This is a genomic window from Pseudomonas sp. LPH60, from assembly GCF_030718165.1.
GTDB lineage: Bacteria > Pseudomonadota > Gammaproteobacteria > Pseudomonadales > Pseudomonadaceae > Aquipseudomonas > Aquipseudomonas danubii.
Genome location: NZ_JAVAJH010000002.1, coordinates 937,951 through 962,050, shown reverse-complemented (window position 1 = coordinate 962,050; position 24,100 = coordinate 937,951). Strand labels below are relative to the sequence as shown.

General features: G+C 61.6%; 25 protein-coding genes and 1 pseudogene. 16 read left to right on the top strand and 10 right to left on the bottom strand.

The features are described 5' to 3' along the window. Window positions 1-19: 19 nt before the first annotated feature. From Q8O96_RS10110 to Q8O96_RS10100, 3 genes are all read left to right on the top strand, one after another. On the top strand, window positions 20-2,005 hold the full coding sequence (locus Q8O96_RS10110; RefSeq protein WP_305948731.1) for an acetyl/propionyl/methylcrotonyl-CoA carboxylase subunit alpha: 1,986 nt from the start codon (window positions 20-22) through the stop codon (window positions 2,003-2,005). Between the two features lie 62 nt (window positions 2,006-2,067). After that, window positions 2,068-2,607, top strand: coding sequence for an exonuclease domain-containing protein (locus tag Q8O96_RS10105; RefSeq protein ID WP_102860940.1), 540 nt, complete (start codon window positions 2,068-2,070; stop codon window positions 2,605-2,607). Window positions 2,608-2,681: 74 nt separating this feature from the next. Continuing rightward, on the top strand, window positions 2,682-2,966 hold the full coding sequence (locus Q8O96_RS10100; RefSeq protein ID WP_102860939.1) for a pyrimidine/purine nucleoside phosphorylase: 285 nt from the start codon (window positions 2,682-2,684) through the stop codon (window positions 2,964-2,966). 81 nt (window positions 2,967-3,047) lie between these two features. Here the strand turns inward: Q8O96_RS10100 and Q8O96_RS10095 are convergent, their stop codons facing one another. Then, window positions 3,048-3,851 carry an MOSC domain-containing protein gene (locus Q8O96_RS10095; protein WP_305948730.1) on the bottom strand — a complete coding sequence of 268 codons (804 nt, stop codon included), beginning with the start codon at window positions 3,849-3,851 and terminating at the stop codon, window positions 3,048-3,050. 94 nt (window positions 3,852-3,945) lie between these two features. Continuing rightward, window positions 3,946-4,881 carry a chemotaxis protein CheV gene (locus Q8O96_RS10090; protein ID WP_102860937.1) on the bottom strand — a complete coding sequence of 312 codons (936 nt, stop codon included), beginning with the start codon at window positions 4,879-4,881 and terminating at the stop codon, window positions 3,946-3,948. 563 nt (window positions 4,882-5,444) lie between these two features. On the opposite strand from Q8O96_RS10090, the gene Q8O96_RS10085 reads away from it, so the two are divergent. From Q8O96_RS10085 to Q8O96_RS10075, 3 genes are all read left to right on the top strand, one after another. Beyond that, on the top strand, window positions 5,445-5,882 hold the full coding sequence (locus Q8O96_RS10085) for a hypothetical protein (protein WP_102860936.1): 438 nt from the start codon (window positions 5,445-5,447) through the stop codon (window positions 5,880-5,882). Between the two features lie 534 nt (window positions 5,883-6,416). Next, window positions 6,417-7,310, top strand: coding sequence for a sensor histidine kinase (locus tag Q8O96_RS10080; RefSeq protein ID WP_102860935.1), 894 nt, complete (start codon window positions 6,417-6,419; stop codon window positions 7,308-7,310). Then, window positions 7,307-7,966, top strand: coding sequence for a response regulator transcription factor (locus Q8O96_RS10075; RefSeq protein WP_102860934.1), 660 nt, complete (start codon window positions 7,307-7,309; stop codon window positions 7,964-7,966). The genes Q8O96_RS10080 and Q8O96_RS10075 overlap by 4 nt, the downstream gene beginning before the upstream one ends. 1 nt (window position 7,967) lies before the next feature. Here the strand turns inward: Q8O96_RS10075 and yegS are convergent, their stop codons facing one another. Further along, window positions 7,968-8,867 (bottom strand): lipid kinase YegS, encoded by a 900-nt coding sequence (yegS, locus tag Q8O96_RS10070; protein WP_102860933.1) that lies wholly within the window; start codon window positions 8,865-8,867, stop codon window positions 7,968-7,970. 227 nt (window positions 8,868-9,094) lie between these two features. On the opposite strand from yegS, the pseudogene Q8O96_RS10065 reads away from it, so the two are divergent. From Q8O96_RS10065 to Q8O96_RS10055, 3 genes and pseudogenes are all read left to right on the top strand, one after another. Beyond that, window positions 9,095-9,261 (top strand): annotated as a pseudogene (locus tag Q8O96_RS10065) (sugar transferase); the annotation flags it as partial. Then, window positions 9,262-10,719, top strand: a complete 1,458-nt coding sequence (locus Q8O96_RS10060) for a mannose-1-phosphate guanylyltransferase/mannose-6-phosphate isomerase (protein WP_305948729.1) — start codon at window positions 9,262-9,264, stop codon at window positions 10,717-10,719. Between the two features lie 245 nt (window positions 10,720-10,964). After that, on the top strand, window positions 10,965-11,219 hold the full coding sequence (locus Q8O96_RS10055) for a hypothetical protein (protein ID WP_115580621.1): 255 nt from the start codon (window positions 10,965-10,967) through the stop codon (window positions 11,217-11,219). 54 nt (window positions 11,220-11,273) lie between these two features. Here the strand turns inward: Q8O96_RS10055 and glp are convergent, their stop codons facing one another. Continuing rightward, window positions 11,274-12,500, bottom strand: coding sequence for a gephyrin-like molybdotransferase Glp (gene glp / locus Q8O96_RS10050; protein WP_102860930.1), 1,227 nt, complete (start codon window positions 12,498-12,500; stop codon window positions 11,274-11,276). Continuing rightward, entirely contained in the window at window positions 12,484-13,023 is a 540-nt protein-coding gene (moaB, locus tag Q8O96_RS10045) for a molybdenum cofactor biosynthesis protein B (RefSeq protein WP_102860929.1), read from the bottom strand. The genes glp and moaB overlap by 17 nt, the downstream gene beginning before the upstream one ends. Window positions 13,024-13,307: 284 nt before the next feature. Here moaB and Q8O96_RS10040 point away from each other — a divergent pair, with 284 nt between their 5' ends. Further along, window positions 13,308-13,529: a YgdI/YgdR family lipoprotein gene (locus Q8O96_RS10040; RefSeq protein ID WP_102880419.1), complete on the top strand. Its 222-nt coding sequence runs from the start codon at window positions 13,308-13,310 to the stop codon at window positions 13,527-13,529. 72 nt (window positions 13,530-13,601) lie between these two features. Here the strand turns inward: Q8O96_RS10040 and Q8O96_RS10035 are convergent, their stop codons facing one another. From Q8O96_RS10035 to Q8O96_RS10020, 4 genes are all read right to left on the bottom strand, one after another. Further along, complete coding sequence (locus tag Q8O96_RS10035) at window positions 13,602-14,492, bottom strand: pseudouridine synthase (protein WP_305948728.1); 891 nt, start codon at window positions 14,490-14,492, stop codon at window positions 13,602-13,604. Window positions 14,493-14,570: 78 nt separating this feature from the next. After that, complete coding sequence (locus tag Q8O96_RS10030; RefSeq protein ID WP_102860926.1) at window positions 14,571-14,891, bottom strand: transcriptional regulator; 321 nt, start codon at window positions 14,889-14,891, stop codon at window positions 14,571-14,573. A gap of 40 nt (window positions 14,892-14,931) precedes the next feature. Further along, a complete protein-coding gene (locus Q8O96_RS10025) occupies window positions 14,932-15,378 on the bottom strand; it encodes a S24 family peptidase (RefSeq protein ID WP_102860925.1) in 447 nt (148 codons plus the stop codon). Window positions 15,379-15,490: 112 nt separating this feature from the next. Then, the gene (locus tag Q8O96_RS10020) at window positions 15,491-15,727 is read right to left on the bottom strand and encodes a glutaredoxin family protein (RefSeq protein WP_102860924.1); all 237 of its coding nucleotides are present in this window, start codon (window positions 15,725-15,727) and stop codon (window positions 15,491-15,493) included. 299 nt (window positions 15,728-16,026) lie between these two features. Between Q8O96_RS10020 and Q8O96_RS10015 the strand changes: the two genes are divergently transcribed. Then, complete coding sequence (locus tag Q8O96_RS10015; RefSeq protein WP_305948727.1) at window positions 16,027-17,982, top strand: monovalent cation:proton antiporter family protein; 1,956 nt, start codon at window positions 16,027-16,029, stop codon at window positions 17,980-17,982. Between the two features lie 50 nt (window positions 17,983-18,032). Here Q8O96_RS10015 and Q8O96_RS10010 read toward each other — a convergent pair whose 3' ends face one another. Further along, window positions 18,033-19,241, bottom strand: a complete 1,209-nt coding sequence (locus Q8O96_RS10010; protein ID WP_305948753.1) for an ammonium transporter — start codon at window positions 19,239-19,241, stop codon at window positions 18,033-18,035. A 332-nt stretch (window positions 19,242-19,573) separates the two neighbouring features. Between Q8O96_RS10010 and Q8O96_RS10005 the strand changes: the two genes are divergently transcribed. The 5 genes from Q8O96_RS10005 (at window position 19,574) to Q8O96_RS09985 (ending at window position 23,464) form a co-directional block, all read left to right on the top strand. Beyond that, window positions 19,574-19,888, top strand: a complete 315-nt coding sequence (locus Q8O96_RS10005; protein ID WP_011062506.1) for a YqjD family protein — start codon at window positions 19,574-19,576, stop codon at window positions 19,886-19,888. A 1-nt stretch (window position 19,889) separates the two neighbouring features. Further along, entirely contained in the window at window positions 19,890-20,279 is a 390-nt protein-coding gene (locus Q8O96_RS10000) for a phage holin family protein (protein ID WP_102860922.1), read from the top strand. Continuing rightward, window positions 20,276-20,617: a hypothetical protein gene (locus Q8O96_RS09995; RefSeq protein WP_102860921.1), complete on the top strand. Its 342-nt coding sequence runs from the start codon at window positions 20,276-20,278 to the stop codon at window positions 20,615-20,617. Before Q8O96_RS10000 ends, Q8O96_RS09995 begins: the two co-directional genes overlap by 4 nt. A gap of 212 nt (window positions 20,618-20,829) precedes the next feature. Further along, the gene (locus tag Q8O96_RS09990) at window positions 20,830-21,993 is read left to right on the top strand and encodes an EAL domain-containing protein (protein WP_102860920.1); all 1,164 of its coding nucleotides are present in this window, start codon (window positions 20,830-20,832) and stop codon (window positions 21,991-21,993) included. 139 nt (window positions 21,994-22,132) lie between these two features. Further along, window positions 22,133-23,464, top strand: coding sequence for a deoxyguanosinetriphosphate triphosphohydrolase (locus tag Q8O96_RS09985; protein ID WP_102860919.1), 1,332 nt, complete (start codon window positions 22,133-22,135; stop codon window positions 23,462-23,464). Window positions 23,465-24,100: the final 636 nt, after the last annotated feature.

The window sequence follows — 24,100 nt, the reverse complement described above, 5'->3', positions numbered from 1 at the left end:
CCGATTCCCGGGAGCCTGTATGCCCACCTTCAGCAAGATCCTGATCGCCAACCGTGGCGAAATCGCCTGCCGCATCCAGCGCACCGCCCAGGCCCTGGGCTATCGCACCGTGGCCGTGTTCAGCGACGCCGACGCCGAGGCCCTGCATGTGCACATGGCCGACGAAGCCATCCACATCGGCCCGTCCCCGGTGCAGCAGTCCTACCTCAACAGCGAGGCGATCCTCGACGCTGCCCGGCGCAGCGGTGCCGACGCCATTCATCCGGGCTACGGCTTCCTCTCGGAAAACCCCGAGTTCGCCGCGGCCTGTGCCGCCGCCGGTATCACCTTCATCGGCCCCAGTGCCGCCGCCATCGAACTGATGGGCAGCAAGCGCCGCTCGAAGATCGCCATGCTCGAAGCCGGCGTGCCTTGCATCCAGGGTTACCAGGGCGAGGAGCAGGACGACGCCACCTTGCAGCGCGAGGCCCAGCGCATCGGTTATCCGCTGATGATCAAGGCCAGCGCCGGCGGTGGCGGACGCGGCATGCGTCTGGTGCAGCAGCACGAAGACCTGCTGGAGCAGATCCGTACCGCACGCTCGGAAGCCCTGCATGCCTTCGGCAGCGACGAGCTGATTCTGGAGCAGGCGCTGATCGAGCCGCGGCACGTGGAAATGCAGGTCTTCGGCGACCAGCACGGTCACTTGATCTATCTGGGTGAACGGGACTGCTCGATTCAGCGCCGCCATCAGAAGGTCATAGAAGAGGCACCCTGCCCGGTGATGACCGAGGAACTGCGGCGAGCCATGGGCGAAGCGGCGCTCAAGGCCGGGCGCGCGGTGAACTATGTCGGCGCCGGCACTGTGGAGTTCCTGCTGGACGCCCGCGGTCAGTTCTACTTCCTGGAAATGAACACCCGTCTGCAGGTGGAGCATCCCGTCACGGAACTGGTCACCGGCCTGGATCTGGTGGCCCTGCAGTTGCAAGTCGCTGCAGGCGAGCCCCTGCCCTTGACCCAGGAGCAGGTGCAGCTCAACGGCCATGCCATCGAAGTTCGCCTGTACGCCGAGGACCCGGCGCAGAACTTTCTGCCCCAGACCGGCCAGGTCCTGCGTTGGCAGCCGGCGCCGGGGATACGCACCGACCACGGCTTGCAGGAGGGCCAATGGGTCAGCCCCTTCTATGATCCGATGCTGGGCAAGCTGATCGCCCACGGTGCCACCCGCGAGGAAGCCCGGCGCAAGCTGTTGCGCGGGGTCGAGGACTGCGTGCTGCTGGGGTTTGAGAGCAATCGCCGGCTGCTGGCCGGTCTGCTCAGGCACCCGGTATTTGCCAGCGGTCGGTTCAGCACCGCCTTCATCGCCGAACATTTTGCCGAGGACCTGAGCCTGCAACCGCAGCGCCCCAGCCTTGAGGAACTGGCCATTGCCGCTGCGCTCTTCTATCACCACAGCGCCAGCGCACACCGCTCAAACCTGAGCGCCTGGAGCAACAACGCCGGTGTGCCCCTGGGCTACCGCATCGGTCTGGATGACAGTCAATGGTCGCTGGAACTGAGCCCCTCGGCATCGGGCCTGTTGCACGTGCGGCAGGGGGATGACGTGTGGGCAATCAAGGTCATGGCCGCCGATGGCCGCCGGGCCACGCTGGAGGTCGCGGGCATTCGTCGGCACTACATCTATCAACTGCACGACGGCGAACTCTGGCTGAGCAGCCGCCAGGGCAGCCTGCATCTGCAGGACCGCACCCATGCGCCGGCACAGGGCCAACTGAGCACCGATTCCGGCACCCTCAAGGCGCCCATGGACGGGGCCATAGTCGACGTACTGGTCAGCGAGGGCATGAGTGTCAGCAAGGGCCAGCTGCTGCTGGTGCTGGAGGCGATGAAGATGGAACACCCGCTCAAGGCCGGGATCGACGGAGTGATCACCCGGGTCCAGGTCAACCTCGGGGACCAGGTGAAGAACCGGCAGATTCTGCTGGAGGTGGAGCAAGCCGCCCCCGCCGCGGAAATGGAGCACTAGGCGGATGCCTCAGCTTTGGCTACGCTCAAGCCTCATCAGGAGCTTGAAGGCTGGAAATAGCGATGCCCCACTGGCTGGTAATAGATCTGGAAGCCACGACGGATGAAGGGGGCTGGCCGGTAAGCGAGATGGAAATCATCGAAATCGGAGCCACCCTGGTCAACCGTCAGGGTCGGGAACAGGACCATTTCCAGCGTTTCGTCCGCCCCTTGCGACGTCCCAGGCTGACGCCGTTCTGTCGCGAACTGACCCATATCACCCAGGCCAATATCGACAGCGCCGCACCGTTGGGCGAAGTCTGGACCCTGTTCGAACGCTGGCTGGGCCAGCATCAGTCGCGCCTGGAGGGCTGGGCCAGTTGGGGCGACTATGACCGCAAGCAACTGCAACTGGAGTGGCACAACCAGCAACTGCACAGCCTGTTGAATGACGTCCCCCACATGAACCTCAAGCAGCGCTTTGCCAAGGCCAGGCGTCTGGAGCGCCCCCTGGGCCTGAATGCAGCCTTGCAACTGGCCGGCATGCAGTTCAACGGCCAGCAGCATCGAGCCCTGGAAGATGCACGCAATACCGCGCGCTTATTGCCGCTGATTCTTCCATGATGGCGGCAGGTGACGGCCTTTGAGGCCTTGTGCATACTGGCCGACCTTTTTGACCCTTTCTTGAGGAATCGCCCATGTTTAAAGTCAACGAGTACTTCGACGGCACCGTCAAGTCGATTGCCTTCGGCACGGCCGAAGGTCCAGCCACCATTGGCGTCATGGCCCCGGGCGAATACGAGTTCGGTACGGCGCAACGGGAAATCATGCACGTGGTGTCCGGCGCCCTGACCGTGCGCCTGCCCGACAGCGCCGACTGGGAAACCTTTCCTGCCGGCAGCCAGTTCAACGTACCGGCCAACAGCAAGTTCCAACTGAAAGTCGCCGTGGAAACCGCCTACCTGTGCGAATACCGCGGTTGATTCACCTGTCACGGCTGTCGCGCTGACAAAAAATGCCCGTCTCCTATAAGAGACGGGCATTTTTCATGGGGCCAAGAAACGCTATTCGAGGACAGTCACTGGCATCCCCACCTGCAAGCGACCATTGCCGTCGTTGACCAGATTCTGCCCGAACATCGCCCCGTCAGCCTGGGCGCGATATTTCTGCAAAGTGGCCAGGGGTTCGCGGTCGGCGCTGCGTTCGCCAGTCTGTGGGTCAATGGTGGTCAGGATACAGCGCGAGCACGGCTTGACCACACGAAACTCGACATCGCCAATCCGTATGCGCCGCCACTGGTCCTCGGCAAAGGGCTCGCTGCCTTCGATCACCAGATTGGGTCGAAAACGCAGCATCTCCAGAGGCCGCCCGACGCGACCGGCCAGGTCCTCCAGGGATGCCTGGCCAATCAACAAGAGTGGAAAACCATCGGCGAACGCCACTTGATCATCGTCCCTGCCGTAACCGGCGGCGGTGCTTCGCGCCCGTTCCGCGGGTACCTGCACCAGGCGGGTGGGCTTGCCGATGAAGTCACTGACCCAGGCGCCCGCTTCGTCACCGGCATCAGGCACCCGCAGGCTGTCATGCCAGATGGTCACGCCGCGCAGTACGGCATCGGCCGCTGGCAGGGGCACGTCAAGGGTGGAAAACCCTGGAGCGCTGAGGGTCAGGCCACCCTGGTCATTGCACAACGCCGAGAGCTGACTCATGCGGCCCACGGCACGCTGGGTGAGGAAGCGCCCACTGGCCTCGTCCACCAGCATCCAGCGGCGATCCCCCTCCAGGCCGAGCTTGTCCAGGCCGATCTGTTGCAGGGTTTCGCCCTTTGCGGATTTCAACGGGTATCGATAAAGCGCGCTAAGACGCATGTCCAGCTCCCTGTGTGGGCAAAAAGCCTCACCCTATACCAGCGCTTCGACGAAACAAAGGTGCAAGGGAAAAGCAGCCGGACATCCTCATGAATCAGACGCTGACTTCATCCAGCATCAAACGCTGACGGACCACGTCCACCAGTTTGTCCGGCTGAAACTTGGAGAGGAAGTTGTCGCAACCGACCTTCTTCACCATCGATTCGTTGAAACTGCCGGACAAGGATGTGTGCAGGACCACATACAGCCCACGCAGGCGTGGGTCGTTGCGGATCTCGGTAGTCAGGCGATAGCCGTCCATCTCAGGCATTTCCGCATCGGTGAATACCATCAACAACTTGTCGGTCATGTCGACCCCGGTGTCGGCCCAGGCCTTGAGCATGTTCAGAGCCTTGAGGCCATCGCTGGCGATGTGCATCTTCACCCCCAACTGGCCGAGGGTGTCGCGCAGTTGCGAAAGCGCCACGTTGGAGTCATCCACCAGCAGCACTTCACGGCCGCGAGCACGTTCGAGCACAGGATCTTCCAGCTTGTCCCGGGAAACCTTGGCGTTGTAGGGCACGATTTCCGCCAGGACCTTCTCGACGTCGATGATTTCCACCAGTTGCTCGTCAACCTTGCTGATGGCCGTCAGGTAATGCTGGCGCCCGGCGCTGGTGGGCGGCGGCATGATGGCTTCCCAGTTCATGTTGACGATGCGGTCCACGCCGCCCACCAGGAACGCCTGCACCGAACGGTTGTACTCGGTGACGATGATGGTGCTGTTGGGCCCCGGAACCAGCGGGCGCATGCCGATGGCCTGGGACAGGTCGATGACCGGCAAGGTCTGGCCACGCAGGTTGACCACACCGCAAACGAACGGGTGGCGCTGCGGCATCAGGGTCAGCTTGGGCAGCTGCAGGACTTCCTGGACCTTGAAGACGTTGATCGCGAACAGCTGCCGACCGGCCAGGCGGAACATGAGGATTTCCAGGCGATTCTCACCCACCAGCTGCGTGCGTTGATCTACCGTGTCGAGAATGCCGGCCATTAATGACTCCTGGGCTTGTTCTGATGAATTCACTAAAGACAGATATCGGCGGGATCCGCCGGATCTTGACCCGCATGCAAATTGCCGCATGAAAGCCATTGATGTCACATTAACATCATGCTTTACTGAGCCGGTCAATTCATCAGCACGACTCTCCGACGGCGCGACCTCCTTCGCGGCGTGAAGTTCCCGCGCCTAAGGGTTTCCCCTAGCAACAATCAGGACCATCCTGATATTCGCAATATCCAATAGCCATTAATGTGACGCCATTCTCATTGCATGAACGGAGTCAGGCTTTTGTTTGTGATCGCAGAAAGGTGGCCCAGCACCCTTTCAAGCCTCAGCACCCACGCCCATCAAGCCCCAGCGCAAGTGCGCCGCATTGCTGTGGCCGGTATTCGGGCTGCTTGCAAAAGCGATGAACAACCACTCTCACAGCCGCTCGCGCCACCTGAAAAAAAATCAGATATATCTGATATGCAAACGCAAAAAACGCGTCATACCTTAAAACCGTTCAGCCAAGGCCCTATCCCGCCATCGGACTCGAAGTCATGGAGATAAGCATGCTAAAGGACGGCCATGAGTGCGCTCCCCCCCTGCCTGAGTTCCTGCTTGAAGCTCAGGCTCTACTGGCTAAATCGGAAGATTGCCTGAGCCATCTGCACTTGATCAGGAATGACGAAGAAGCGATCAACTGCCTGCTCGCCAGCCTGCTGTGCCTGGCCCAGACGGCAGCACGCCATTCCATCAGCCCGCTGGCCGAATTCGCCTTGCACATTCATGGCGTGTTGAAACGTACAGCCCATCCAGTGGACCTCAACGATCCGATCCTCGACGCCTTGAAAAGCTGCCTGACCCTGATGGCCTGGCAACTGGAATTGATCGACCCGCACAACGGCCAACTCAATCTGGATGACAGCGAACAGGCCCTGCTGATCAACGAACTGACCGATCAAGTGGCGCAAAACTGTACCTGCGCTTATCCATCCTGCACCCATTGAAGTTGCACTTGTGCCGCTGGCTGGCAGATAAAACCCGCAGTTACAATAGCCAACCCGAAATATCACTAGAACTTCAGACTCAGGGTCAACTATCTGGTCGTTATTGAGTATTTCATACCCAAGAGCGACATTATCGATTCACCAACTCCAACTAGCGCCAGCCCCGGGACTTACTGTTCAGAGCCCTGTATGGGCCCGCAACATCGTCCATATCCCGCGCTTTCATTACCCCTCCCGAAGTCCATGGAGGAAATGGAACAAACGTACAGCAGATCCATATTCCTGACTTTCAGGACATATATAACTGTGCGTATAAACGCGACCAACGGTATCTTCGGTGGTATTATGTCGCCCATAAACGGACACAGTAATGGCACTTTGATTCCAGTGTCGGCAGTCACTACTCGGCTTGTACAAGACAAACAGACAACGTTGATTGAAACCGAGTATTCAAATAACACCGTTTCTCAAACAAGCCTCGTCATCCACTTCTGACAGGGCTCTCGCAGCGAACATTCATTGGCTCCATCCGCTATGTACGCCAGCCTCAAGTCTCTCTTCTCTTGGCCCCTCTCTCTAGATCATCTGCGCTGGCTCAGCCTGTTGCTGTGTTCCTGCTCGACCCTGGGCAACGCACTGATCTATTGCCTGGACCGGCCCTTGCCGCTGATCTTGCTGCTGCTCAACATCGCGGCGCTGACCTGTATCTGGGTGCAATACGGCTATTCGCGAAAGTCCATCCGCTTTCAGCCCCAGGAGCTCGCCGAACGCCTGCTAGAGGTCAAGGAAAATGAGCGACACCGCCTCAGCCGTGAACTGCACGATGACATCGGCCAGTTGCTGACAGCGGCAAAACTGCAGACCGATTGGCTCAAGCGTCGCCTGCCGGACGACCTGCAGGACTCCTGCGCGGTGCTCGGCACCACTCTGGAAGAGACCCTGGCCAAAGTGCGTGACGTGTCCGCAATCCTCAATCCCCGGCAGTTGGCCAGCCTGGGACTGGAGGCCAGCCTGCGCGCCCACCTGCTCAAGACCCTGGAAAACACCTCGGTGCACTGGAGCCTGGAATGCCGCCAGCGCCTGTCGGGAATCCCGGAGGAGATGGCCGTCGCAGCGTTCCGCATCACCCAGGAAGCGGTCACCAACATGCTGCGCCACGCCCAGGCGAAAAACCTGTTGGTACGAATACAGCGACTGCCGGAAGGCCTTTCGCTGTTCATCAGCGATGATGGCCAGGGGTTCGCCCCGGCCAGCGATCCCGGCGCCCTGGGCCAGCGAGGCATGGCCGGGATGCAGGAACGAATCAGCCAGTTGGGCGGCCTGTTACAGATCACCAGCGAGCTCGACCAAGGCACCCAGATCGAAGCACTCTTTCCCTGGGCCCCTCGCACCCTGGAGCGGGCCAGCACGAATAAGGTTTCACATTGACCTGTAATTTACTCTTGGTGGATGACCACTCGCTTATCCGGGCTGGCGTGCGTGCCCTGGTCACGGACATTCCCGGATACGCGGTGATCGGTGAAGCCGATGACGGCGCGCAACTGCTGGAAATGGTCGAGAAACTGCATCCGGACATCGTCCTGCTGGACCTGTCGATGAAACGCATCGGCGGCCTGGACGCCCTGCGCCGGCTCAAGGCAATGCGGCCCCAGAGCAAAGTCCTGATTCTGTCGATGCATACCGACCCCTCCCTGATCATGCAGGCCCTGGAATCCGGCGCCCACGGCTATCTGCTCAAGGACACCACCGCCACCGAACTCGAACACGCCCTGGAAGCCTTGCGCAACAACGAGCGCTACCTGAGTCCGGCCATTGCTCATACCGTGATCAACCAGGCGCTGACCCGAGCCCAGAAGCACCAGCCCCAGCCTGCGGAAAACCACAACCTGACGGCTCGCCAGCTGGAAATACTGCGGCTGATCGTGCGGGGCAAGTCCACCCGGGAGATCGCTCTGGGCCTGGGTTTAAGCATCAAGACCGTGGAAACCCATCGCTCGCAGATCATGAAACGCCTGCAGATCTTCGACGTCGCCGGGCTGGTGCTGTTCGCCGTGCGCGAGCGCATCATCAGCCTCGACGACTGACTCAGCGAGCGGCGCCGAGCAACGGCGAATCCGCCGGCAAATGCACCTGCAAGGCCGCAGGACGGGCGGTAAACCGCAAAGTGTCGCCCTGCAGCGGTTCGCCATCAAGATTGATGTCCAGGCCTCTTGAGGCCTTGATCTCGACCCAGGGCAGACGCGCGCGGACAAACATATTGTCGATCCCCAAGCCACCGGCCAGCAGACTCTTCAGAGTGCCCACCAGCTCCTGAGGCGCCGGCAGAATGCTGATATCCAGCAAGCCGTCGTCGGCCATGGCTCCCGGGCAAAGCTCGTGCCCGCCTCCCGCCTGCCGGCCGTTGCCGATGCCCAGGGCCAGCAACTCACCACGCCAATGGAAATCCGGCCCCTGCAACTCGCCATAAGCCGCACTCAACTCGGCAAAGCGCGACAGCCCGGTGAACAGATAAGCGGCACCGCCAAGGACTTTCTTCAAGTCTTCAGAGGTATTGGCGGTGACCTGGCTACCAAAGCCGCCGGTGGCCATATTGAGGAAAATCTGCCCGCCAACCTCCCCCAGGTCGATCGTCCGGGCCGGGACGTCCAGCAGCTCCAGGGCCGCCGCCGGATCAAGGGGAACACCGGCAGCCCGGGCAAAGTCATTGGCCGTGCCCAATGGCAGCAGCGCCAGACTGGCCTGGGTCGACGCGTTGGCCAGGGCCTCGGCGATATCGCGCAGCGTACCGTCGCCGCCTCCGGCAATCAGCCGGGTATGCCCGGCGTCCAGCGCCTCGCTCACCAGACGCTGGGCATCTCCCGCCTCCCAGGTCAGACGCACCGAAACCTCCCAGCCGGCAGCACGCTTGGCCTCAACCGCAGCGCGCACCTCATCGTTGAGGGCCTGCTTGCCGTGCAGTATCAACAGTGCCTTGCGCTCATTCATCAACCATGACTCCGGTTATGGGTTCCTTGAGGGATGTTGACCTCGGGCACAGCAAAATAAGTCTGTCCCATCGATTATTTTTTTGCCCAAGCCAGCCTGGCTCGTACCTCACCACTCATGACCCAGGTTAGCCTGCCAACGAGGAAAATCTTTCATAGCTAGTACGCCGAGTCGCTCTTCGACAACCGGCTGCGCTTGCAACTGATCCTGCGCAATCTGCCGCTGCCGGGCTGGCGCCGGTCAATAACTACCGTGACGAGCCTCATACCCTGGAAAAATCGAAAAACGTGTCGAATTCGACCTGGAATACATCGAAAATTGGTCAGCCTGGCTTGAACTGCACATTCTGTTCCGCACCATCGCGTCCGTCATCATGATCCACGAGGCCTTCTAAATGAGCCCGCTCATTCCCTGCATCATTGCTGGCGGCGCCGGCACCCGCCTGTGGCCGGTGTCCCGTGAGGCGATGCCCAAACCCTTCATGCGCCTGCCAGACGGCGAGAGCCTGCTGCAGAAGACCTTCGTGCGCGCCACGGCCCTGAAAGACGTCGGCCGGTTGCTGACGGTGACCAACCGTGAAGTGCTCTTTCGCACCCTGGATGACTACCGCCCGCTGAACAAGACTCAGCTTGAACTGGATTTCATCCTCGAACCCTTCGGCCGTAATACCGCGCCGGCCATTGCCGCCGCAGCGCTGCACGTCAACCAGCACTACGGCGCTGACGCACAACTGCTGGTGCTGCCCGCCGACCATCTGATCAATGACCTCCAGGCATTCGCCAACGCGGTGGCGCGCGCCCGGCAGTTGGCCGAGCAAGGCTGGCTGGTGACCTTCGGTATCGAGCCGAGCCATGCCGAAACCGGTTTCGGCTATATCGAGAAAGGCCTGGGCTTGCACGGTGAAAGCTTCCAGGTCAGCCGTTTCGTCGAAAAGCCCGATGCTGCCACTGCCCAGTGTTACGTCGACGGCGGCCAGCACCTGTGGAACGCCGGCATGTTCTGCATGCGCGCTGATGTGATCCTCCGTGAGTTGCGCAAATTCGCGCCACAGGTGGTCAATGCCGTCGAGCGCTGCCTGGAACTGAGCCGCCACAGGCAAGGCCAACGCGAAGTGCAAGTGGAGCTGGACCGCGACAGCTTCGCCCTGGCGCCGGACATCTCCATCGACTACGCGGTGATGGAGCGATCGAAGGAGGTCGCCGTGGTGCCCTGCCAGCTCGGCTGGAGCGATATCGGCTCCTGGCAAGCAGTGCGCGAGCTGAGCCCGGCGGACGTACACGGCAACCAGTGCAACGGCGAGACCGTGCTGCATGACGTCCGCAACTGCTACATCGATTCACGCCAGCGCCTGGTGGGCGGTATCGGCCTGGACAACCTGATCATCATCGACACCCCGGACGCCCTGCTGATCGCCGACGGCAAGCGCAGCCAGGAGGTCAAACTGATCGCCCAGGAGCTCAAGCGCCTGGGCCACGACGCCTACCGCCTGCACCGCACCGTGAACCGCCCCTGGGGCACCTATACCGTGCTTGAGGAAGGACCGAGCTTCAAGATCAAGCGTATCGAAGTCAAACCCGGCGCCTCGCTGTCGCTGCAAAGGCACCACCACCGCAGTGAGCACTGGATCGTGGTCAGCGGCATGGCCCGGGTGACCAACGGAGAAGACGAGTTTCTGCTCGACACCAATGAGTCGACCTTTATCAAGCCCGGTCGCCCTCATCGACTGCGCAATCCCGGGGTGATCGACCTGGTAATAATCGAAGTGCAAAGCGGGGAGTACCTGGGCGAAGACGACATCGTGCGCTTCAACGACATTTATGGCCGAGCTCCGGCCGCCCCCGGTAGCACTTGAAACAGCGTTGGCCCCGTAAATCTGCCACAACGGCAAGTGACGAAGCTGCTCGTCAGGCAACTCGCCCGATAAATAAACCCAGGCCCAGGCGTCGGGCAGCCTCAGTACAGGCGCCTGAAACGAGACGTAGGACTCAAAGTGAATTTTCTGACCGAAGAATGAGATTTGCCTGAATTGACCCTGCGGAGCCAATCAGTGACTGTGCATGCCAGGCGCTGACGCCTCATACAAGGAAGTGCACCGTCATGAACGACAAGGGGTTTTATCCACAAGGGCATTCAACGCTCAATCGCATCAACGACAGCTCCTGGCTGGCGGCTCCTCCACTTCGGGAGTTCGATGTGCCACTCTCGTCCGAAGCACATCCGCCTCATTCCAGGCCGCTATCGATAATCAAACGCCTGGCCTGGTTGACATGTGCGGCCTCGATAATGGCAGGGCTGGTGACCTGGGGTTTCCACAGTCGCTTCGGACTGCTGCTGTTATTGCTGCTGCGCTGAAGCAAAGCACGGACCCGGCGCAGAACCGGGCCCGTGGCCGATCAATCCAACACTTCACTCCAGCACTTCACTCAAGGGAATGAAATTGACCACGTCACCTTCCTCCAGGGTCCGACCTTCCAGCACCTCTACCAGACCTTCCGCCCAGGCAGCGCTGCGCAGTACGCCAGAGCTCTGATTGCGATAGATGATCGCTCGCCCATTCTCCAGGCGGCCACGCAAGTATTCGCGACGATTGCCGGGCTTGGGCCAGACAAAGCCTGCCGGCACCTGGAAACTCAATGGTTGCACCTGCTGCACGCCCTGGCGCCGCAGTAGATAAGGCCGCGCCAGCAGGGCGAAAGTCACCAGGGTCGATGCCGGATTGCCCGGCAGGCCAATCACCGGTACCCCACGAAAATGTCCGAAGGTCAGGGGTTTGCCAGGCTTGATCGCCAGTTTCCACAGGGCCAGTTCACCGGCTTCCCGCAGGGCGATACCGAGAAAGTCCGCCTCCCCCACAGAGACACCGCCGGTGGAAAGAATCAGGTCCACATCCCCCAACTCCGCCAGGCGCTGACGGGTCGCGGGAAGATCGTCGGGAAGGATTCCCGCATCCAGCACCTCACAACCCAGACGCTTCAACCAACTGCACAGCAGCACTCGATTGCTGTTGTAGATCTGCCCCGGACCAAGAGGCTGACCAGGCTCCACCAGTTCGTCGCCGGTGGACAACACCGCCACACGGACTCGACGCAGCACCTCAAGCTCGGCACATCCCAAGGACGCTGCCAGGCCCTGCTCGATGGGCCCCAAGCGCGTACCGGCAGCCAAGACCTGCTCACCTATGGTGGTTTCCTGGCCCTGGGGACGGATGTTCTGGCCGACCTTCAATGGCTCGGTAAAACGTACGCGCTGATCATCCTGAACCTGGGTGTTTTCCTGCATCTCGACGCAATCCGCACCCGCCGGCACCGGAGCGCCAGTGAAGATCCGCGCACAGGTTCCCGGCTGCAAGGGCTCGGGGGACTGCCCGGCGAAAATCCGCTGGCTGACCGGCAAGGGCTCGCCCTTCCAGTCCTCCACGCGCAAGGCGTATCCATCCATGGCGCTGTTGGGCCAAGGCGGCAGATCCAGGCTGGATACCAGCGCCTCAGCCAGGACCCGGCCCTCAGTGGCTGCCAATGGCAGCCGTTCACGCTCGACAATGGGCGCTGCCTCGGCCATGGCCAACAGGCGCGCCAATGCCTGCTCCACCGGCATCAAGGCCCCCTGCTTGCCCGGCTTACCCACGGGATTCACAAGGCGCCGCCTGTTTCAGGTGAGGGACGAAGTTGCACGGCCGATGCCGCGAATCCAATTGCTCGGCCAGTATTGCGTCCCAGCCGGTACGTACCGCATTGGTGGAACCCGGCAGGCAGCACACCAGGGTGCCGTTGGCCAGCCCGGCCAAGGCACGGGACTGCACAGTGGAAGTACCTATATCCGCCACCGATATCTGCCGGAACAGCTCGCCAAAACCATCGACCTGCTTGTCCAGCAGGCAGGCCACAGCTTCCGGAGTACTGTCGCGACCAGTAAAACCGGTGCCGCCGGTGATCAACACCACCTGCACCACGTCATCAGCGATCCAGGTAGCGACCTGGGCGCGGATCTTGTACAGATCGTCCTTGAGCAACACCCGCGCCGCCAATCGATGGCCCGCGGCGCCCAGGCGCTCGACGAAGACCTGGCCGGAGGTATCGGTTTCCAGGGTGCGGGTGTCACTGACGGTCAGCACCGCAATATTCAGGGGAGCAAAAGGTACATCAGCCTTGGCTTTCATAGGCTCGATCCAGAGGTAGGAGACACAGCCCGGTGTTATATCACAGCGCTTTGATCCGGCGCCGCTGCGGGGTCGGCCTTCACCTTGCCCCGGACTGCCAGCACACGCAGTCCGGCCGTCGAGAAAGCCAGACCGCGGACAAACAGGCGCTGTGAGCTAAGCTGCAGCCGCCAACGCCTGCGATCCGCCCGGCAACGTGACAGAATGTCCCTGGCCAAGGAACTTGCAGACGTTGTATACGTCTGAAGACCAGCACTCAAAAGTACTCATTTCGGAGACACACAATGACTCAACGGACCCTCGCCACTCTCATGCTCGCACTGGGCCTGGCCACTCTCGCCGGTTGCGCCTCGCCGACAGTGATCACCCTGAATGACGGTCGCGAAATCCAGGCCGTCGATACCCCTGAATACGACAAGGATTCCGGCTTCTACGAGTTTGAACAGCTGGACGGCAAACAGACTCGCATCAACAAGGATCAGGTTCGTACCGTCAAGGAGCTGTAAGTCCGACGGTGGTTGCTCTGATGTTATAAAACCCGCTTGCTGCGGGTTTTATTGTTTCTGCGAGACGGTTTTTCACCACTGCAGACTGATACGGCTTTCGAAATCGCGCTCCTGCCCAGTCAGCGGATCGATGAAGCGCAGGCCCTGAGCCAGCAGCTTCAGTGGATTGTCATAGTCATCCTCGGCGCCCTTGAGCACCTCGGGATAGAACGGGTCATTGCAGATCGCCGCTCCAAGGGCACTCATGTGTACCCGCAACTGATGCTTCTTGCCGGTCACCGGGTACAAGGCATAGCGCCACAGATCGCCGTGCCTTTCCCTGACGTCGATGGCGGTTTCGGTATTGCTCGCCCCCTCGCCTTCCTGCATGCGGAAGAAGGGCTCCCCGTCCACCAATCGGCTTTTGTGCACCAGGGGAAAACTCAGGTGTGGCAAGGCGCCGGCAATGGCTTCATAGCGTTTCTCGATCTGCCGGGTAGGGAACAACGCTTGATAGGCCGAGCGGCTGCCGGGATGGGCAGAAAACAGCACCAGCCCTGCCGTATGCCGGTCAATGCGATGCAGGGGCACCAGATTCGGGTTGTCCAGGCGGCGGATAAGGCGACGCAGCAAAGTCTGCTCGACGTACTCGCCCGCAGGGGTGACCGGAAGAAAATGCGGTTTGTCCGCCACCACCAGATGCTCGTCGGCATAGAGGATGGTCTCCTGCACCGGGATCACCTTCTCATCCGGCACCTCGCGAAAATAATGAATCCGCAAGCCTTCGCGATAGGCCAGGTCCAGACTGATGGGCTGGCCCTGCCCGTCCAGCACTCGGCCGCGGGCGATACGATCCAGCCATTGTTCACGACTGATGGCCTTGAAGTGATCACACAGGCAATCCAGCACCGTCGGCCAGGAGCCAGGGGGCAGATACAAGGTACTGGCCTGATGCTGTGCAGCGGAAAAGCTCGCGGTGGACATACAAAAGCTCGAAAGATCAATGCAAGGCGGCATTATCCAACAGCGCCCCTCAGGAACCTAGAAGCAGTTTGCCCGACCTCAGGCACACGAGTGCTTGGCCTGGGCCGCTGCCTCGGTGAACTCCTTGAGCCAGCGCAGCACGTCCACAGCCTCCCAGCGACCCGGATCATAGAGGGCATAGAGCAGCCCCTGATAACCCACCACATCCAGCTGCCGGTGGTAACCCGCTCGCTGGAACAGGGCTTCGATCTCGGCAAAGCAGGTATTGAAGTGCAGCTTGTTGAAGGGTGTCTTGCCCTCGGTGACCAACCCATCCAGGCGTAACTCAAGCACCGCCTCACGGAGCACATCAGTGGACATGCTGTTCACGCTGTTTTTCAGTTGTTCGACATTGACCATCATTTATTCCTTTAACCGTTTGAAGCGTCCGCCATATCCATCAGGGCTGCTTGCGTCCCACATAACTGACCACCCACAACACCACGCCCCAGATCTCGATCGAGCCTAGGTCATCCAGCACCAAGGAAGGGATTGAAGGGCGCGCCGCCTTGAGCAAAAGACCGCCACGAGGATCGGGAGCCAGCAGGCGCAGCGAGTATTCATGGGCGCCTTGGGGACGTACCACCAGGTACTGGTCCACCACCGGATTGGCTGAGCGATCGACGATCAGCCGATCCCCGGGGTAGATGCCGAACCCCAGCAGGTTGTCGTCGTCCACCAACAGGCCGTGGATCTGGGGAGACCCCAGACCCAGGGTCCGATCCAGGGAAAAACCGCTACCGGTGGGCTCATTGGCAACGGCAGCGCAGCCGCTATCACCCAGTTCCAGAAAACAGGTTGGCAACGGCTGTGAGCGTTCGGTACCGGTCAGGAAAGTGAGAGACATGACGAGACTCCTCGATAGCTGTATATGCATACAGTAAACCAATCGACAGATCTCGCCAATGAATTCTGACCACGGGCGACAGGCGGAAGCCTCGGATGTTGCAAGCCAAGTGTCAGCGCAGGAACGCCACCACCTGCTCGGCGTCGAAGGGCCAGCCGAGCTCGGCGCCATTGTCCACCCGGCGCAACACCGGGATACGCAGGCCATAGCTTTCGAACAGTTCCTGACTCTCGGCGATGTCCACCAGCTCGACCATCAGGCCGTGCTCCACTAGCGGCATCAACTCGGCCTCGGCCAGTTCGCACAGGTGGCAACCAAGGGTGCCGAACAATTGGCATTCAGGGGGCATGACAGGGCAACCGTGTGAAGAACGGGTGCTTATTTTAGGCCCGAGCGCGAAAGCCGTCGACCCGCCTCTGTCCAGAGATGCCCAGGCCCCCTGCCCCTCTGCGGCCCTGCACAGAGAATGCTCCGACAGGCGTACAGCACCTCGATAGACACTTTCTGAGCCTGGCCAAGGCTCGCGAATATGCGAAATTCTCAACAAAAAATGACATGAGTCAGCATTATTTACCGCCAACCGGGCGATCCTCGCGGCCTTTTTGCCTCTAGGCTTTGCCCTGCCCGCCCCTTGTCCGGAGATGCCCGTTGTTTGCCAATCTGCTGATTATTCTCGCTTCATCACTGGTGGTCATTGCGCTGTTCCGGCGCCTGAGCCTGCCACCGGTCCTGGGCTATCTGTCAGTGGGGCTGATGGTCGGACCCACCGCCCTGGACTGGGTCAATGACAGCGAGGACCTGCCGGACCTGGCGGAACTGGGGGTGGTCTTCCTGCTGTTTTCCCTGGGCCTGGAATTTTCCCTGTCGAAGATGCTCGCCCTGCGCCGCGTGGTGTTTGGCCTGGGCAGCCTGCAAGTGCTGTGCAGCGGCCTGATCCTCGGCGTGCTCCTGGCCTTGTTCGGCATGCCCCTGACCTCGGCGCTGATGCTCGGCACCGGCCTGGCCCTGTCGTCCACCGCCATCGTCAGCAAGGAGCTGACCAGCCTCGGCGAGATCTTCAGCAGCCACGGACAGAATGCCATCGGCGTGCTGCTGTTCCAGGACGTGGTGGCGGTGCTGTTGCTGACCCTGGTGCCGGTCTTCGCCGGCCACAGCGACCAGGCCTGGTACTGGGCCCTGCCTGTCACCCTGGGCAAGACCCTGGTGCTGTTCTTCGGCCTGCTGCTGGCCAGCCGCTGGCTGCTGCCCCGGCTGTTCCACGAAGTCGCCGCCTCCCACTCTGCCGAGCTGTTCGTACTGCTGGCCCTGGTGATTGTGCTGCTGACCGCCTGGCTCACCCATTTGCTGGGCCTGTCGCCGGCCCTGGGGGCCTTCCTTGCCGGCATGCTGCTGGGAGAAAGCCACTACCGGCACCAGATCGAAGCCGATATCCGTCCGTTCCGCGACATTCTCCTGGGGCTGTTCTTCGTCAGCATCGGCATGCTCATCGACCTGCAACTGTTCATCGACCACAGCCTGTTGATCCTCGGCCTGACCCTGGCCCTGCTACTGATCAAGGGCTCGGTAGTGGCCGCCTTGCTCAAACTGCGCGGCAGTGACGGCGAAACCGCCTGGCGCAGCGGCCTGGCCCTGGCCCAGGGTGGTGAATTCTGCTTCGCCCTCATGGCGCAGATGCAACTGAGCCAGATGATCCCGCCGCAGATCAGCAGCCTGCTGCTGGCTGCCACCTTCTGCTCCATGCTGCTGACCCCGCTGCTGCTGCGCGCCGCCCCGCTGATCACTGCTCGCCTGCACCGCAAACCCAACCAGGCCGCTCAACTGGAGGAAATCAGCGCGCAGAACGCCCAGTTGCAGGGCCACGTACTGATCTGCGGTTACGGCCGGGTCGGCCAATCCATCGGGCGCTTCCTGCACCATGAGCAACTGCGCTATATCGCCCTGGACGATGACCCGGTGCGGGTCCAGGAAGCCTCGGCGGCGGAAAGCTGCGTGCATTACGGCGACTGCCGGCGCAGCGACCTGCTGGCGGCGGTAGGCCTGGAGCGGGCGCGACTGCTGGTGATCGCGGTGGATAAAACCGATATAGCGCTAACTGTACTCAAGGCAGCGCGACGCCTGGACCGCAACGTGCCGATCCTGGTACGGACCCGGGATGACAGCCAGTTGGCGGAACTCAAGGCCGCCGGCGCCAATGAAGTGGTGCCAGAGCTTTTAGAGTCGAGCCTGATGCTGGCTTCCCACGCCCTGATCATGCTTGGCCTGCCGGAGCAACGGGTACAACGCACCGTGGACGAGGTGCGTCACAGCCGCTATCGCCTGCTGCACGGTTTCTACCATGGGGCGCAAAGCAGCACCCAGGACAATCACGAGCCACCCGCGGTGCAGATGCACGCGGTCAACCTCGACGCGGACGCCTACGCCTGCAACCGACTGCTGCAAGAGCTGGGACTGGAAGCACTAGGCGTGGATGTGCAAGGCGTGCAACGCAATGGCAGCGAGCTGCCGCTCAATCCGGCCCCGCGCCTGCGAGCCGGAGACCGGATACTGGTGTCCGGTTCCCAGGCCGCGATCGAGGCCTGCGAAGCACGCCTGCAGGGCGGTTGAGGCCGTCCCGCCGCGGCCCTGAGCAGTTCGCTGCCTGGGCCCGTGGCCCCTCAGTCCTGACTCACCGCACCGATCTTGTGCAGCGACAGGTCGGCGCCGTAATACTCCTGCTCCTGGGTCAGGCGCAGCCCGCAGACGGCCTTGATCACGCCATACACGGCGAATCCGCCCAGCAGCGCCACCAGTACCCCAAGGCCGGTGCCAATCAACTGGCTGGCCAGGCTGACACCGCCCAACCCACCCAATGCACGCTGGCCGAAGATCCCGCAGGCAATCCCGCCCCACACACCGCACAGGCCATGCAGCGGCCAGACTCCGAGCACATCGTCGATCTTCCAGCGGCTCTGGGCGGCCATGAAGCACCAGACGAACAAGGCCCCGGCCATCGCCCCGGTGACCAAGGCGCCCACCGGATGCATCAGGTCGGAGCCGGCGCAGATCGCCACCAACCCGGCCAGCGGCCCGTTGTGCAGGAAGCCCGGGTCGTTGCGCCCGACGATCAACGCCGCCACGGTGCCGCCGACCATGGCCATCAGCGAGTTCACCGCCACCAGCCCGCTCACCCCTTGCAGGGTCTGGGCGCTCATCACGTTGAAGCCGAACCAGCCGACAATCAGGATCCACGAGCCCAACGCCAGGAAGGGAATGCTCGACGGCGCGAACGCCACCAGCTTGCCGTCGCGGTAACGGCCGTTGCGCGGCCCCAGCAACAGCACCGCTGCCAGCGCCAGCCAGCCGCCCATGGCGTGCACCACCACGGACCCGGCAAAATCATGGAAGCCGGCGCCAAAACGCTGCTTCAACCAGGCTTGCACCCCAAAGTTGCCGTTCCACACCAGCCCCTCGAAGAATGGATAGACGAACGCCACGATCAGCACCGTGGCGCACAATTGCGGTACAAAACGCGCACGCTCGGCGATGCCGCCGGAGATAATCGCCGGAATCGCTGCGGCGAAGGTCAGCAGGAAAAAGAACTTCACCAGACCGTAGCCGTGGTCGGCACTGATCACCGCCGCCGGTTGCAGGAAGCTCACGCCGTAGGAGATCCAATAGCCTATAAAGAAATAGGCCAGGGTCGAGACGGCGAAGTCGCTGAGGATTTTCGACAGCGCATTGACCTGATTCTTCTGCCGGACCGTGCCCACTTCGAGGAAGGCAAAACCGGCGTGCATGGCCAGGACCATGACCGCCCCGATCAGAATGAACAGGGTGTTGGAACCGTGGACCAGGGTGTCCACAGCGCTTTGCAGATTTTCCATGGAGTAGGCAGATCCGAAATCGGCCATCATCTCCCCGGCTCCACGGCCGGCCTTGCACCAAATTGGCTCCGGGACACGCTATCACGCGTAATCGGTGAACCGTTTTGGCGCGCCAGGGGCCGCACGCGAAACCACGGGAAGGAGATTGACCTGAGGTTGTGATTTTTTGCCCAGGGTTGACGCGGGCTAGAGCGCCACCCTTGCTCGTTTTCGGCGCAAGCGTCACGCCTTGCGCACCAGGACAAAGCAAAAGCTGTACCAGACAATTACAGTGAACCTTCACTCGGGGCTCACACTCATAGCTCACACACGCAATCAACGGAGAAACAACCATGGCCAGCAAAACGGCGAAGACGGCTCAAGAAGTACTGATGGCGGATTTTCAGGCACTGGTCAGTGACACGGAGCGTCTGCTGGAACACACCGCGACCCTGGCCGGCGACCAGGCCGATGAACTGCGCGAGCAGATCCACGACAGCCTGCTCAAGGCCCGGGAAACCCTGCAACTGACCGAGGACTCCCTGCGCCAGCGTGGCCAGGCTGCAGTCACGGCTGCTGAAGACTATGTACAGAGCAACCCTTGGCAGTCCGTCGGGATTGCTGCCGGCGTCGGCTTTCTCATCGGCCTGCTGGCGACGCGGCGCTGATATGGCTATCGGCGAATCCACTTCGTCCGGCAGCGGTCCAAGCGCGTCCTCGCGGCGCCTGGGGGCCGCTGTCCTGGGCCTGTTGCACAGCCACGTCGAATTGTTCGGCATCGAGTTACAGGAACAGAAAGCCCGCACCGTCAGCCTGCTGCTGTTTGCCGGCCTGGCTCTGGTGTTTGCCCTGCTGTTGCTGGTGGGGTTGTCGGCGCTGGTGCTGATCCTGCTGTGGGACAGCTATCGCCTGGCCGGGATCATCGGCCTGTGCGTGTTCTACACCCTGGCGGCAGTGTTCTGCGGCCTGCGCCTGAAGTCGGCGATCTTTGATGAATCTTCGCCCTTCCACGCCACGCTCGAAGAGCTGGCCAATGATCGGGAGCGCCTGCTGCCATGAAGTTGCCGGACATTCCGCAGAACACCTCACGCCGGGAAATGCGCAAGGTACTGATCCGCCTGCGCATGGAAATGCACCGCCAGGAAATCCGTCACGAGTCCCAGCAATTGCTGCAACCCCTGCAACGGGTTCGCGGCCTTGGGCAAAGCTGGCAGGAAGGCTTTGGCATCAAGCACGCCCCACTCTGGGGCGTGGCGGCGGTGACCCTGCTGGGGTTCATCACCGGCAAGGGTGCCAAGAGCGGCGGCACCAGCAGCCTCACCCGCCTGATACGCCTGGGCACCAGCCTGTTGCCTCTGATCAGACTGGCGCTGCAAGGCGCCTCGCGCAAACCCTGAGCGAGCATCGGCAAGCGCCTGCAACAGGCAACGGCTGATCTGGCTGCATTCTTGCTAAGCAACCCGGATCGGCCCCTTAACCAAGGGGTCGACCCAGGGTGGGTGAAAACGCCGTATTGTCGAACGCGGCAATGTTCACCCAGCCTGGACGCCTGTCTGTCTACCCGACAGCCACAGCCCCCCCTACCAACAAGACTCTATAAGGAGGCCCTGTGATCGACGGGCAACCGCTCGCCTGCTTCCAGCCATTCATCGATACCGCTACCGGGCGCATCGCCGGAGTCGAAGCTCTGGGCCGCCTGCGCCAGGGCAATGGGCAACTGGCGTCGGTGGGGCCGCTGTTCGCCGATCCCCGCACCCCTTCCAGCGCCTTGCGCCGTCTTGATCGCCTGGTCCGCGACGATGCCTTGCGCCGCCTGCACGAAGCCCCGGCGGACTGGTTCCTGAGCCTGAACATTTCCCCACGCTGGATCAGTCGATTGCGGCCAGGACAACCGTTGCCCAGCCTCAAGCAGTTGCAGCAAAACGAGGTCGATCCGCGGCGCATCGTCTTCGAGATCACCGAGCTGGGGGGCAACAGCCAGCGCCTGACCGAGGTGGTGGCGCGCTATCGCCAGGCGGGGGCGCGAATCGCCATCGACGATTTCGGCGCCGGCTACTCGCAACTGGACCGGGTGCTGGCGCTGCAACCGGACATCCTCAAGCTCGACATGCGCCTGTTCCAGGCCGCAGCCCGGGGCGGGCCCAGCAGCGATGTGGTCAAGGCCCTGGCACAGATGGCGGAAAAAACCGGCTGCTGGATCATCGCCGAAGGGGTGGAAACCGAAGCCGAACTGGATTTCGCCCTGGAGTGCGGCTCGCGTTACGTACAGGGCTTCCTGTTTGCCCGGGCCGAGGAACAGCTGTTCGCCAGCGATGCCTTCGTCCAGCCCTTCGCCCGCCTGCGCGAGCGCTATGTGCGGCACAAGCTGGCCGAACGCAACCGCCTGATGCGCATGCGCCAGCAACTGGCAGAGCTGATGAACCTGTTGCAGGCCTGGGCCCAGGCTCAGGCTCCCATCAGTCAACTGCCCGCCGTGGAGGCCTTTCCCTGGCTGCTGCGTTTCTACCAGTGCGACCGCCACGGCACCCAACTGACCCCGAACCTGGAATGGCGGCATGACCACTGGCAGGCCGACAGCAGCTACGTCGGCCACAACTGGTCGTGGCGCCCGTACTTCTATCACCTGCTGGCTGAAGGCTGGGAGGAGCGCCGCCTGACCCTGTCCAACACCTACCGCGACGCCACCAGCAACCAGTACTGCCTGACTGCCGGCCAGTTCTTCGACAACGGCCAGCGCCTGCTGCTGATCGATATCGACGCCGCCGGCCTGTAGCCCTCGCCTTGTTTCCAGCCGGCTTGCCGACGAACGCGGCGACGCGATGGATACACGAGTGCAGGCCACGCCCCTCTTGCGGCCACGCCCAGGAACCCGGAAGCTCTGCCCTTCAGTTTTTTTTCGGAGAGACCCCGCCTTGGATTGGCAGACCCTGCTCAACCGCGAACGCCTCGGAAAGCCAGTGCACAGCCCGGAAGAACTCGGCCGTAGCCCTTTCCATAAAGACCATGACCGCATCATCTTCTCCGGCGCCTTCCGCCGCCTGGGGCGCAAGACCCAGGTGCACCCGGTGTCCAGCAACGACCATATCCACACTCGCCTGACCCACTCCCTGGAAGTCAGTTGCGTCGGTCGCTCCCTGGGCATGCGCGTCGGCGAGACCCTGCGCGGCGCCTTGCCCGACTGGTGCGACCCAAGCGACCTGGGGATGATCGTGCAGTCGGCCTGCCTGGCTCACGACATCGGCAACCCGCCCTTCGGCCATTCTGGCGAAGACGCCATCCGCCACTGGTTCCAGCAGGCCGCCGGGCGTGGCTGGCTGGACGCAATGAGCGAGGCCGAACGCCAGGACTTCCTCAATTTCGAAGGCAATGCCCAGGGTTTCCGGGTCCTGACCCAGCTTGAATATCATCAGTTCGATGGCGGCACCCGGCTGACCTACGCCACCCTCGGCACCTACCTCAAGTACCCCTGGACCGCGCGCCACGCCGACTCCCTGGGCTACAAGAAGCACAAGTTCGGCTGCTACCAGAGCGAATTGCCGCTGCTGGAACAGATCGCCCACAAGCTGGGCCTGCCGCAACTGGAGGAACAGCGCTGGGCCCGGCATCCGCTGGTGTACCTGATGGAAGCGGCGGACGACATCTGCTACGCCCTGATCGATCTGGAAGACGGCCTGGAGATGGACCTATTGGAGTACGCCGAAGTCGAGTCCCTGCTGTTGGGGCTGGTGGGCGACGACCTGCCGGAAACCTATCGCCAGCTGGGCCCGGGGGATTCGCGCCGGCGGCGCCTGGCGATCCTGCGGGGCAAGGCCATCGAGCACCTGACCAACGCCGCCGCCCGGGCCTTTGTCGAACAGCAGGACGCCCTGCTGGCCGGCACCCTGCACGGCGATCTGGTGGAGCACATGCATGGCCCGGCCAAGCGTTGTGTGCTCAATGCCAAGGACGTGGCGCGGCGCAAGATCTTCCAGGACAAGCGCAAGACCCTGCACGAGATCGGCGCCTACACCACCCTGGAAATTCTCCTGAACTCGTTTTGCGGCGCGGCATTGGAGCAGCACGGCGGCAAGACCCCGTCGTTCAAGAACCGGCGGATTCTCGATCTGCTGGGCAATAACGCACCGGACCCGAACTGGCCGCTGCACACCTCGTTCCTGCGCATGATCGATTTCATCGCCGGCATGACCGACAGCTACGCCAGTGAAATGGCTCGGGAAATGACCGGACGCTCAAGTCCGCAATGACCCTCGCTCATCAAGTGCCTGGCCGCTGCGCCAGGCACTTGATATGACCTGCAACATCCAATCAACAACTAAGGGATTCCCCTAGCCCGGCCGCCGCAACAGCAGCCGACAAACTCCGGATATACGCCAGTACAAGGGGAAAAACACTCGGCGCTACGGGCATTTCATTCAAGAGTCCGACTCTAAGGCATTCCCCGACCAACATGACTTCAATTAACGAACAACACGACTAGAGCAACTACTCAGATAGAAAGAGCAACTAGCCGTAAACACTTGGTGTGCGGGGCGCAGATATTGCGCTGCTTTCACAAATTCGAACACCTGTTCTTGATTCAACCAAACATCCTACCTTTGCAGATTCTCACGAATTCCCTGAACCCCTTGCCAATCAAGGCCGCCAGGAATTTTTGTTAGCCTTCTATGTATTTACAATTTACGTACAAATCGAGTTTTTAGTTTCGGATAGTCTCGATTTCAACAAGATATTTCCCCGCTGACCGCCCTCGGAAAAATTAATTTCACACTGCGCTGTAACGTTTGCACTGCAACTCACTCAACCCTTTTGTCATACCTGATTTTAGATTGAAGCACTCGGCTCTCACTCAGGAATTGTCACTCGCGAGCACTTGAACATAG